Below are 11494 nucleotides of genomic sequence, written 5' to 3' on the forward strand. Positions count from 1 at the left end.
GTAGGTTGCAGTTTTGTTGCGATGCTCCCTGAAAATCCCGCCAAATTGTCGGGAGTTTCAAACGGGGGCAAAGATGGTTCGAATGGGGTCTCGGTTTCGGTGTGTTCTCCTTGCAGCGGTGGCGGTCGGCTCGCTGGTGCCGGTCTCCCCTGCTCTCGCCGCGGAAGAGCGGCGCATCGAGTACCACATGGAAGCCGGGGACCTGGGCGAAGCCCTGAAGACGGTCAGCCGCCTGTCGGGGAAGGAGATCATCTTCTCCGAGGCAGTGCTCGGAAAGACCGCACCCCGACTCCAGGGATCGTTCAGTGCAGATGAAGCCGTCCGGCTGCTTCTGGAAGGGTCCGGCCTCGTCGCCCAATACCGAAAGGATGTCATTATCATCCGGGGGCGATCGGAGCCGTCGGGCGATCTGAGCGATCGCTCGGCGGTCCAGAACGAGATAGTGGTCACGGGATCGCGGATACGCGGAACTGAGCCAGCTTCTCCTGTGGTCGTCTCCACAAAGGCCGACATCGAGATGCGCGGCAACACTGACCTCGGCTCCTTTGCCCGTAGCCTAGTCCAGAACTATTCCGGAGGGCAGAACCCGGGCATTGCGGCGAGCGGCCAGGGTGGATCAGAGAACGTCACGTCGTCCTCCGCACTCAACCTGCGGGGCCTGGGCGCAGATGCGACCCTAACTCTATTTAATGGTCATCGCGTCGCATATGACGCGATTAGCCAAGGCGTCGACATCACGGCAGTCCCGCTCGCCGCTATCGACCGGGTCGAGGTGGTCACCGACGGATCGTCCGCGCTCTATGGCTCCGACGCAGTTGGCGGCGTCGCCAACGTGATCCTGCTGAGAGATTACGACGGGGCTTTGATTACTAGCCGCGTCGGTGGGGCGACAGATGGCGGTGATGTTGAAAAGCAGTTCAACATCGTCACCGGTGCGCGATGGGCCTCAGGTGGCTTGATGACAACCTTTGACTATCGGCACTCGACGCCCATCACCGCTGGGCAGCGTTCTTACACGCAAACCAATCATCCATCCGAAACACTTCTGAATGGGCACGAGCAGTATAGCGCCGTGGTTGCTGGACATCAGCGGCTATCCGATCGCGTTGAATTTGAGCTAGATGGTCAGTTTAGTGACCGTAGCAACGCGATCTGCATCAACTTCACAACGACCGACGGCTGCCGAGTGTCGGGCAGTGATGCTCGGGCATCGACAAGATCGTGGACTATCGCGCCGTCCCTGAAGGTCTCGGTAGCGAATTCGTGGCAATTGCGACTGGTCGGCATGATTGGAGAGAGCAATGTTCAAACGGTCGCGGACACATATTATGAGGACGTCTTCCTCGATCAAGCGAGGGGCCGGTACAATAATCAGGTCCGATCATTGGAGATGGCTGGTGAAGGCCCGCTCTTTCGTCTCCCTGGCGGTACAGCGCGCCTCGCGCTCGGCGGAGGGCTTCGGAACACAAAGTTAATTGTCAACTCAATCGACCTGACCGGCGGCACATCAACCACGATTGCCGACTTCAGCGTCGAGCGGGAGACGCGGTTTGCCTTTGCAGAAGTTTCCCTCCCGATCATAGGGGAGAGTAGCGGGGTTCCGCCGATTGAGCGGCTTATCTTGACGGGAGCCGTGCGGTATGAAGACATCCAAGGTGTCGGCGAGGTCGCCACGCCCAAACTCGGCGTCATTCTTGCGCCGGCCCGCGATCTGACAGTTAAGTTCAGTTGGGGGAAGTCGTTCAAAGCTCCAACCCTATATCAGTCTGGTCAGCCGCGAGTGGGCTACTCCCAAAACGGAACCACCGATTTCTTTCCGGGAAGCCCCACACCAGGATCAGTCCTCTACCTTGCAGGTGGCAATCCAAACCTCCGGCCGGAACGAGCAACGAACTGGACGGCGACCGTCTCGGTGACACCGTCGGTCGTTCCCCAGTTGCGCATAGACGCGAGCTATTTCCATATCAAATATCGCGACCGCGTCGTTACGCCAATTCCGTCGAGCTACTCCGTCGCCTTCGATCCCCGTTACAGTAACTACGTCTTAACAAACCCCACGAGACAGCAGGTTCTGGACGCTATATCTGGCGTTCCGATCGTCTATGATGTCGGAGGAGGCGATATCGAGAATGGCAATGCCGTCGCGATTATAACGAACTACCTTCAGAACGCAGCGAGGCAGACCATCGATGGGGTTGATATTGCTGCCAACTATACAATTTCGCTTGATACGGGAAATACCTTTCGAGTCACATCCTCGGCGAGCTATCTGCGCAGCGAGCAGCAACTGACGTCACAGCAGCCCGTCGTGGACCTCGCGGGAACCATATTTCGTCCACCGCACTGGCGGTCTATCTCGTCGATTGAGTGGGACCGGCCTGAGTTCTCGCTTTCTAGCACTTTTACCTATATCGGAGGATCAACCGATGGCCGAATACAGCCGACGACAAAAGTTGGCTCGTATAAATCGGTGGACGTCGTCGCGAAGGTTACATCGCTCGAGAACAGCGGTCCATTGAAGGGATTTTCAGCAACCCTCTCGCTTCTAAACATTTTCAACGAAAAGCCGCCCTATATTCGAACGACAAGTGCAATCGGCTATCACTACGACTCAACGAACTTCCCGACCGTTGGGCGCTTCATCAGTCTAGCGATCAGCAAGACATTTTAATGGCTCGGTCTGCAATTTCCCACTTTGCGGCGCTGTCGCTTTGCGCGTTCTTCGGAGCAGGTTCGTTGCCTGAGGTGGCCGCGCGAGCTAAGGCTCGCGCCGTCGCAGAGGGGACTGCTACGGCGGCTCTTACCTCGGCAGATCTCGTCGCATTGCGTGACATCGGACCGCCGTTCCCGGATCCACGCCGCCATTTCGTTGGAATCTCACCAGACCGCAAGAGGATCGCGTTTCAAGTTAGGCAGGCAAACCCGGCCTCGAACACATACCGGCTAAGCTTGGTCGTCATGGATCTTCGGAAAAGTGGGCAGCCGGTCGCGATCGATGAGGGCGGCGAATTGATCCTTCAAGTAGTTCCCGGAATGAGCGGTGCCCTCGGGGAGACGGGCCTGCCAGAAACGATCACGCCTCAGTGGTCTCCCGATGGTAACTTCATTTATTTTCTAAAGCGCTTGGAAGGGTCGACACAGGTCTGGCGGGCGTGCACAGACAAGCTGGATAGCAGGCCGATCTCAAACGAGGGAGGAGACGTCGGTGGGTTCGCTTTGTCCGCCGACGGGCAAAAGATAATATACTCAACTTGGCGCATCGAGGATGGAGAAAGAGAGGCTTTGCGCCTCGAGGGTCTGAGGGGATATCGGTACGATAAGCGCTTCAGACCCCTGACGGCCAGCGGCCCCGAGGCGCTGCCGATGGGCCGGAGGCATATTATGGCCATTGCTCTCGATTCGGGGCGAACTCAGCCAGCTTCAAAAGCGGAAACCGCCTATTTTGAGGGCGTCATAGGAGATGGCGCGACACCGGCTCCTGCGATCGCTGCCAACGGGCGACGTGCTTGGGTGGTGCGTAAGGGAGAAATCGGGGTTGGTCCTCCCCCGAAGCTATTTGCTGAGGACGCAAGGCGCACATCGCACCAATGCATCGCAGAAACGTGCGCAGAGATCAGCGCTCTCTGGTGGCGACCGGACGGCACACGGATTCGTTACATTCGCCGTGAGGGCTGGGCCGACAGCGAAAACGCGGTCTATGAGTGGGCTCCTGGCGAAAACGCGCCTCGCCGACTATTCTCCACCGCCGATCTTCTGTTGGATTGCCAACCGGTTGATGAGCGGATTCTATGTGCCCTGGAACAGTCCGCGGCGCCCCGCAAATTGGTCCTGCTTGACCCGCAATCGGGACGCTTCGACACTGTGTTCGATCCCAACCCGGGGTTTCGCCGTTATTCGCTCGGTCAGGTGGAGCGGCTACATTGGAGCAACGAGTTCGGAGCTGAGACGTTCGGCGACCTTATCTATCCCGTTGATTTTGATCCGCATCGAACCTATCCGCTCATCGTCGTTCAATATATCTCTCGGGGCTTCCTCCGCGGGGGTGTGGGTGACGAGGCTCCGATCCAGGTCTTCGCAAATCGTGGATACGCCGTCCTAAGCGTACAGCGGCCAAAGCTTACCTCTGTTGCGCAGGGTTCCACCACGGAAGCCGAACTCGAAAGGCGCCTTCTCAATGATTTTCGGGATCGGCGAAGCGTCCTCTCCTCGATCGAGATGGGTGTTCGATTGCTCATCGGACGGGGAATTGCGGATCGCGATCGAATTGGAATAACCGGCCTGAGCGACGGCTCCTCGACTGTTCAGTTTGCGGCCATCAATAGCCATATGTTCAAAGCTGGCTCCGCGAGCGGCTGCTGTTGGGATCCCTTCCAGGATGCATTTTTGGGCCCGGACACCGCCCGTGCCTTTCATAGCTTTGGTTGGCCGCAGCTGGTGGACTATAATTCCGGCGTCTGGAATCGAATGTCTCTTGTTCAGAATGCTCGAGCGGTTGAATTTCCGCTTCTAATACAGCAATCGGATGACGAGTTTCGCGGTGCCCTGGCCAGTTACACTGCGCTCCAACAAGCTGGCAATCCTGTCGCTCTATTTGTCTTTCCGGGAGAACACCACATAAAATGGCAGCCCGCGCATCGGCTGGCCGTGTATGAGCGCAATATTCGGTGGTTCGATTACTGGCTAAAGGGAATCGGAACGAAGGACGAGTGGAATGAGAACCAATGACCGGCTGCTCACGCCGTGCGAGCGCCGTTTAGACCCTCGCCTGCGTGAACATTGCGCAACCTCCAGTGCCGGATCCAAGCCTCGGTATCGACGAATAACATGAGCCGGAGAACCTCAGCATCGGTAAGTCGGTGGTCGGATCGAAGAGTCGCCTCCACTGCACGCCTATCGATCAAACCGGCGCCGCCTAGGAAGCCATCCATTATCCTCTCGCGAATTTCCGCCCTGTATCGATAGAAAATCTGGTAGATGAATCCCTGCGGACTCCCTTTTCCTCTGCGTTCGATGATTTTTGCTGGCAATTCTCGAGCATAGGCGCGGCGCGCGACAGAGCGGTCGCGGCCGCCTTCGCATTGATACCACGTCGGTATTCCAAGGCAGAATTCCAATATTGGTTGCGAAACAAGGGGGTGAATTACCTCGGTGCCACCGCGCTCGTAATACGCATCGAGTGAATGTTGCATTCTCACGATCATCGCTATGTGGGCGGCCTTGCCAGGTAGATTTCGACCGCATGGGGCCGAGAGCCAAGGATGGTTCACCGCGCAGAGGATTTTGTCTGTCGCAATCGACTGAGAAAGAAACGTCCTATCGATCTGCCAATCATATCCTGCCGAGGCGGCTCGCCAAGCCTGAACGGCATGCTTTGCGACCGAGAAAATGTTCGTGCCAGTTAGCCGGCAAATATCCTGAGCTGTTTCGAGCGCTCCTAGCGAAAGTCCCTCGGCCATGATGCGGTCGGCGAGAGCTCGTGCTGAGCGGCTCAGATAAAAGACATTATCTCCACCATTACCGGAGAATATCGCGTTTGCCTGAACCTGGCGTCCAATCTTTGTCAGAGCCGCATCATATGCCATTGAATCCATACGACCAAAAGGTGTTGGCAGGTGGGCCACCGATGACCTGTCTAGATCAATCTCCGCGAGATCATACTTTTCCGAAAAGATTGGCAAACCCAGGTGCTGGGTCACTATATCGCAATATCGACGCTCGTCCCCGAGCGGGTCGTCGGTAATGAGAGTCAGGCCGGAAAGATGGTTGCCGGCCTTGACCAGGCCTACGGCAACGATCGAGGAATCAAGGCCGCCAGATAGACCCAGAAGCCCGTGATCATACTTGTTGCTCCAGGCTGCGATACAATGCTGCGAAATGCGACGAAGCTTTTCGGCCTGTTCTTCCACGGAATCGACCGAGTCCTGGGACTCATAATTCCATGGGCTCCAGGTCGCGACGGTCGTGGTCAGTCGATCGTAGCGTTCCAGCCGCGTTCCCGGAAGAAGGCGTCGGATGCCACGAAGTGCGGTATTCTCCTCTGGCAGTCCGCAGAGCAAAAGAGACCGCGCGACGGCGAGCGTATCGACCTCAGGCTCGATCAGTCCCAGCGCTGCGATCAAGGACGGTTCGGATGCCAATGCGATCAAGCCTTCACCCTCGACGTAGACGCATGGAAACATTCCGGTCGGATCGCGGAAAGCAAGGAGGCCATCGCCTGATCGCAACACCGCGAGGTATCGCCCCCAATAGCGATCGAGCAAGAAGCGTCCCCGCGTTTTGGCGACTGCATCTGCGTCTGGGATTGGGAGGGTCTCAACCTCCCGCGAGGCTCCATAGCGGTGGAACAACGTTCCCAGCACCACGCCCGATTGATCGGCCAAGTGATGCAGCTTCAGATCGCTGTTTGTCACGACAAAGAGGTCAGGCGCAACCTCATGAAGGCTCATGCCGCGGATACCGGCCAGGTCGGCTCTGAGGGAGGCCAATCGCTCGGCGTCGCCCATCAAGGCCAGGAATCGAGAGCTCATTTGACAACCAGAATTGGGGTGAATCTGAGGACATTCTCGATGTCATCATTCAGCACGAGCGTATCGAATTCGACCCAAGAGTGAGCCTTGAAAGGCCTGGTTCGCACTCCGATCGCGAACCGACAAGGAACGCCGCGCCGTTTCAACATTGCGAACATCGCAAGCGACTGGACGAGGCACCTGTCGGTTGCCTCCAAGAAGATTGCAGCCTTCCGAAATGCTGCCGATACCCGAAGGGCATGGAGGCTCGTGTCGAATTTGGCCGGCAGGGGGATCAAGCGACGACTCGACAAACCGTCGAGCAACGTATCCAGCGAGGATGTCTGTAGCCGGACTTTGATGAGAAGCTGCCAAAGGACTGCAAGCAGCACGAGAGATATTGGTGTCGAAGGCAAGTGCCTCGTTCCGAGATCATCGGCGAGATCCTGGACGGGTGGGCTGTCAAAATCGACCGGCAGCGGGTTCTCGACGAGGTATCCGCGCGAAATGAGTGTAGACAGGTTGCGATCACCTTCCTCAGCTATCCTTCCGTTTTGGGATATCAGTCGACTGAAGGAAATTCGCGTCTGTCGGGAGGCTCCGAAATATCTTCCGGCCTTAGCGTCGAGAAAAATGACGGCGTCGCCAGCAAAGCAAAACGCGAGGCCTTGTCGGAGCCGATAATACATTGCCATCTCCGGAAAAGGCGCGCCCCCCCAACTGGAGGGCGCGCCGCGGGTATCAGTCGTCTTCCAGACCGAATCCGCCGGGCTGGCGTTGGTTGAACGTGTCGCTCCCGGACATCGCCGCACCCTTGGTTTCATCGAGGACAGAGCCGAGATCGATCAGATCCTCGATGTTGGCATCGTCATTGCGTTCCATGACACACTCCTCTTCATCTACCGCGACAATAGCGGCAGTCCCACGCTAGCCGTGTTGAAGCTTTTATGGCGGTGAATATATCTCGTCAGATTGTCGCAATATCCACTTGCTTAGAGGTTTTGGCTCACTTTGAACGAAAAGCTATCGCAGTGATAGCGGCCATCTATCTGAAAAACCTCTTTTATTTATACGCACCGGAATCTCGAATGATTTTCCGTTGGTGGGCAATTTTCCTTGTGTGATACGCTTCAATTCGCCGCCGAGTTGCTTTGTGGAAATTTCCGACCTCCATGCTGGCAAATATTGCCAACTCCTTTTCTGCATTGGCCGTAGTCTCAATGATCCGGCTATAGTGAAGGCGCTCGTTCAACCGGCGTATTTCATGAGTTGCTTGGCGGTTTCCCGTAGCCTCGGCCAGTGACGAGAACATTTCAGTCGCTCGGAGTGCGATGTTCACGGCTGATAGCCCGCCGGCAAGGATCGAATAGGGCTGCAGAGCTCGACGCACAGCAGATTCCTTTAGCGTCGTCAGGACCGTGATCAGCAGTTGCATGTGCCAGTCGAGAAGCTCGATGAGTTGCGCCGGCTCCAACTTTGGCACAAGGAAGCCTCCGTCGGCATGGTGCACGAAGAGGCCCTCGCCTACGAAGATGAAGGCGGCCTCACGAACGGGGGTCTTGCTTGAATGATGCCGGTTGGCGAGGTCCTGGAGGTCGATCCGTTTGCCCGGGACGAAGTGGCCGGCCAGGTAATCGGCCTTCAGTCCGTGATAGACACGCTCCTGTAGCGGAGGGTCCATCGCCGACATCACATCCCCGCTCCTGCCAGGACCGGGGGATTGATCCAAGCCGGTGTAAGGGCCTGGGTCAGATGATCCAGGTTTCGCCGGGCGATCATCTCGATGCAGAGCCGCTCGAGTTCGCTGAGGTCGCCCATTGCCAATTGCCGCGGAAAGCACATCTTCTGCCCCGCGAAGAGGAGTGGAATGAGGATATGGCCCGTCGACAGGTCCAGTCGATAAGCGCAGGCAAGATGATCATCCAGCCGAGAGCGTGGGTTGCCGGCCTCGATCTCGCGAAGCCAACGCACTCCCATGCCGAGTTCGCGCGCCAAGTCGCGCTGCGTCAGGCGCCGCTTCTTCCGTGCCTCTTCTATTTGCCGTCCCGACTGAACTTTCACATACAGGATCGGACTTTCAGCAACGGAAGTCGCTATAAGATGCGACATATCCGCGTCTCCTTACGGGAGATACCGCCCGCCAAGGCAATTCCATAGAGCAGACGCTAAGGTGTACTTACCACCACTGTCAATCCGGAACCTCGGCCAACTTGTCGGGATTTAGTCAACAAGATCATTGGCATCGCGCGAGGCTGGTGTTCTTGCTCCAGATTGCAAGGCCCGATCGAAAGCGCTCAGCAAGGCGCCGTGCTCTGCTTTTGTGATCTGCATGAGCGCAACGATGTAGATTGTGCCGAGCGGGGGTTGCCTGACCTCGGGTGAGTCCTCGTGGACCCTCTCGGTGATGCTGGTTGCAATATCCCGAAGCCGACAGGACGCACCGACGTGATGCTCTTCGGCACCACCGAGGCAACTCAGCTCCTGCCCTTTCAACTGATCGACTATTTTGTCCGTGGGCATGCTGTTCAGATATTCGATCGCGACATGGAGCGTTGTCCCCCAGGCGATGAGCGACCGGGTGACGCGAATCAGGTGGCAATGCGAATCGATCAGGATGTCCAATCCGGCCGGTGAAAGCCGGAGCTTGAAGCTGCGTCGTGCCCGGCTCATCGCCCTCTTCTCCTGCCAAAACTAGTGCTCAAGCACCCACGCTCGATCCCGAACGGGTGCATTTCCGCGACGAAGCGAGACAAAAGCGGCACTTTATTGCCGCTTTTGCCTGAACATGTTCTTTCCAGCACTGGTCGGCTCATTCGAGCAGATTTGCTTCTCCTATGCTTTGTTTCGCCGCTTCGGCACTTCAGTGCCCTGCCTATTGCGGCGGGCTTTTCTGATGGTCATTGCTTGGGGCGCACCGGATCGGCGGGGGTTTCGAACCTAAGTCTCAGCCCCGCCCCACCGGACTGCCCAAACCCCAGACCCGAGCGCCTTGCGGCGCCACGAGGAGACGTGTGCCATGGACTTTCCATGCTCCCCGACCATGCGTGCAGGAGCACTTCTACTCGCCATCGGCGCCACCCCTGCCATCGCCCAGACGTCTCGCGACGCCGAAGCCTATCCTTGCGCCCGCACTGTCGAGCTCGCGGTCGTCCAGAGCGATGCCGGCTTCTCGATTCGCCAAAAGGCAAACCCCGCCGCGCTTCCCCCCGCGGGGCCGCCCTCTCTCCCGGCGGTCATCAAGCTTGGAAACTCGCTCACGATCGACGGCCGTCTTCTCGCGCGCACCTCCCTCCTTCGCCCGGAGTCCTCCGATGTTCCGCAACGGTAAACTGATCCTGGCCGCGCTGCTTTGCGCATCGGCGCCTGCCCATGCGCAAGAGAACAGCGCCGAGCCGCTCACCGCGGCGGCTGCGGAAGCTCAGCGTCAATTGCGCCAGACCTTCACCAATCTGACCTTCGAGGAATTCGGTCCGGCGCCGGTCAAGGGCCCAATATATCAGGCTATTGCAGGTGGACGAGTCATCTATTTCGCGCCGGAAAGCGAGCATCTCCTGTTCGCCGCGATCTACGACAAGAACGGGGTCAACCTGACGGCGTTGGCGCAGGATACCAGCGCCAGGAAGCGGCTGGGCGCGATCAACCCCGCCGAGGCCCTTGTGATCGGCCCCGCAGGTGCGCCCAAGGTCATCGAGTTCACGGATCCCGATTGCCCTTATTGCCAGGCGCTCGAGCGCTTCTGGCTCGCCAAGGAAGCCGAGGGGAAGCCGGTTCAGCGCCTCATCTACTTCGTGAGCGGCATTCATCCGCAGGCCGCCGCAAAGGCCGAGCATATTCTTTGCTCGCCGGACCAACAGGCGACCTTCAAGTCCGTCTATGCCGGCGCTCAGCCCGCGACGCTGCACAAATGCCGTCCAGGCGCCGAGAAGGTCGCCCGCGATGCCGAGACAGTCCGCAAGATGGGTGTTTCGGGCACCCCGACACTCTTCGTCGACGGAAAGCGCATCTCCGGCTTCCAGCAGGCGGAACTCGAGGCCTTTCTCGATGCGGAAGCGCGGAAAGCCAAGGCCAGCCCCTGAAGGCGAACCCCTCGAACTTTGGCGGACCTCGCCGGAGCGCGCTCACCGTGGCGTCTGTGAGGACCGGAATGCCGGCGGGAGCGCACCTCCAGGAGCCGTCCAGCGCCGTCGCCGGCCGGACACGCCGAACCGAGCCACATGTCTCGGTCGGCATCGGTGCCGGCAAGCATGATCGGGACGGCTTCATTGAAGACAAGGAGACTGCACATGTTGACTCTGATCTGGGGAAGGACGTTCCGCACGATCGACGCGGCCGCCCTTTTCATCCTGGCCGCGTTCGCTGCCGCCGGTGTGGCCCATGCGTTCGCGGCGCCCGCCGCCGGCGACCTCGGCTACGACATCTACGACATCGTCGTGAACCAGGGGGTCAAGGGGCCTCTCGGCTTCGTGGGCGGCGTAGCCGCGTTCCTGTTCGGCGTCTCGCGGCTCTTCTCGAACATCATGATCGGCATTCCGACGATCGTGGCGGCGGTCTGCCTCATCAAGGCGGATTCGATCCTCCAGACCTTCGGCATGCTGATCTGAAGACAGGTCGGGCCGCCGGTTTGCCGGCACCCGTCCACCGGAACGGAGGGTGATGGTCACCTTCCGGAGACCACGCCCGGCGGCGTGGTGAAGCAAGGGAGAAGGGCGTGGACGAACGTCTGCCACAGTTCCTGCATCGGCCGGTCCAGATTCTCTGGTTCGACAGTCAGGAGTTCATCGTCGTCATGGCCACGATCTTCGTCGCGGTCGTCGTTGGCGGGATGATCGGCTGGGCGCTCATCGGCGCTCTTCTCCTCTTCATTCCCTGGAAGCGGACAAAGCCGAGAGGCTTCATCCCGCACCTGGCCTGGCGCTGGGGCCTCGCCCGCTTCCGCAACTATCCGGGTCCGACCCAGACCCGCTTCTTCGAGTGAGCGTGATGGCACA

The 11494-nt window shown here is 58.7% G+C and carries 11 protein-coding genes; 5 read left to right on the top strand and 6 right to left on the bottom strand.

Annotated features, from left to right (window positions below):
* The first annotated feature begins 82 nt into the window (after window positions 1-82).
* Both AC07X9_RS18685 and AC07X9_RS18690 read left to right on the top strand, forming a co-directional pair.
* A complete protein-coding gene (locus AC07X9_RS18685) occupies window positions 83-2671 on the top strand; it encodes a TonB-dependent receptor (protein WP_176342154.1) in 2589 nt (862 codons plus the stop codon).
* Window positions 2671-4725, top strand: coding sequence for an Atxe2 family lasso peptide isopeptidase (locus AC07X9_RS18690; protein ID WP_086486198.1), 2055 nt, complete (start codon window positions 2671-2673; stop codon window positions 4723-4725). Before AC07X9_RS18685 ends, AC07X9_RS18690 begins: the two co-directional genes overlap by 1 nt.
* Window positions 4726-4733: 8 nt before the next feature.
* On the opposite strand, the gene AC07X9_RS18695 is transcribed toward AC07X9_RS18690, so the two are convergent.
* The 6 genes from AC07X9_RS18695 to AC07X9_RS18720 form a co-directional block, all read right to left on the bottom strand.
* Window positions 4734-6503 (bottom strand): asparagine synthase-related protein, encoded by a 1770-nt coding sequence (locus AC07X9_RS18695; protein WP_176342153.1) that lies wholly within the window; start codon window positions 6501-6503, stop codon window positions 4734-4736.
* Window positions 6504-6523: 20 nt separating this feature from the next.
* Window positions 6524-7195, bottom strand: coding sequence for a lasso peptide biosynthesis B2 protein (locus AC07X9_RS18700; protein WP_176342152.1), 672 nt, complete (start codon window positions 7193-7195; stop codon window positions 6524-6526).
* 52 nt (window positions 7196-7247) lie between these two features.
* The gene (locus AC07X9_RS18705) at window positions 7248-7388 is read right to left on the bottom strand and encodes a benenodin family lasso peptide (RefSeq protein ID WP_140159631.1); all 141 of its coding nucleotides are present in this window, start codon (window positions 7386-7388) and stop codon (window positions 7248-7250) included.
* Window positions 7389-7569: 181 nt separating this feature from the next.
* Complete coding sequence (locus AC07X9_RS18710) at window positions 7570-8196, bottom strand: GntR family transcriptional regulator (RefSeq protein WP_086486195.1); 627 nt, start codon at window positions 8194-8196, stop codon at window positions 7570-7572.
* The gene (locus tag AC07X9_RS18715) at window positions 8196-8615 is read right to left on the bottom strand and encodes a helix-turn-helix domain-containing protein (RefSeq protein ID WP_176342151.1); all 420 of its coding nucleotides are present in this window, start codon (window positions 8613-8615) and stop codon (window positions 8196-8198) included. The genes AC07X9_RS18710 and AC07X9_RS18715 overlap by 1 nt, the downstream gene beginning before the upstream one ends.
* 111 nt (window positions 8616-8726) lie before the next feature.
* Window positions 8727-9176 (bottom strand): hypothetical protein, encoded by a 450-nt coding sequence (locus AC07X9_RS18720; RefSeq protein ID WP_086486194.1) that lies wholly within the window; start codon window positions 9174-9176, stop codon window positions 8727-8729.
* Window positions 9177-9817: 641 nt separating this feature from the next.
* Between AC07X9_RS18720 and AC07X9_RS18725 the strand changes: the two genes are divergently transcribed.
* The 3 genes from AC07X9_RS18725 to AC07X9_RS18735 all read left to right on the top strand — a co-directional run bounded on the left by AC07X9_RS18725 (window position 9818) and on the right by AC07X9_RS18735 (window position 11481).
* Entirely contained in the window at window positions 9818-10582 is a 765-nt protein-coding gene (locus AC07X9_RS18725) for a DsbC family protein (protein WP_086486192.1), read from the top strand.
* A gap of 207 nt (window positions 10583-10789) precedes the next feature.
* On the top strand, window positions 10790-11107 hold the full coding sequence (locus AC07X9_RS18730; RefSeq protein ID WP_086486191.1) for a hypothetical protein: 318 nt from the start codon (window positions 10790-10792) through the stop codon (window positions 11105-11107).
* A gap of 107 nt (window positions 11108-11214) precedes the next feature.
* Complete coding sequence (locus AC07X9_RS18735; protein WP_086486190.1) at window positions 11215-11481, top strand: type IV conjugative transfer system protein TraL; 267 nt, start codon at window positions 11215-11217, stop codon at window positions 11479-11481.
* Window positions 11482-11494: the final 13 nt, after the last annotated feature.

Source organism: Sphingobium sp. GW456-12-10-14-TSB1, from assembly GCF_059424385.1.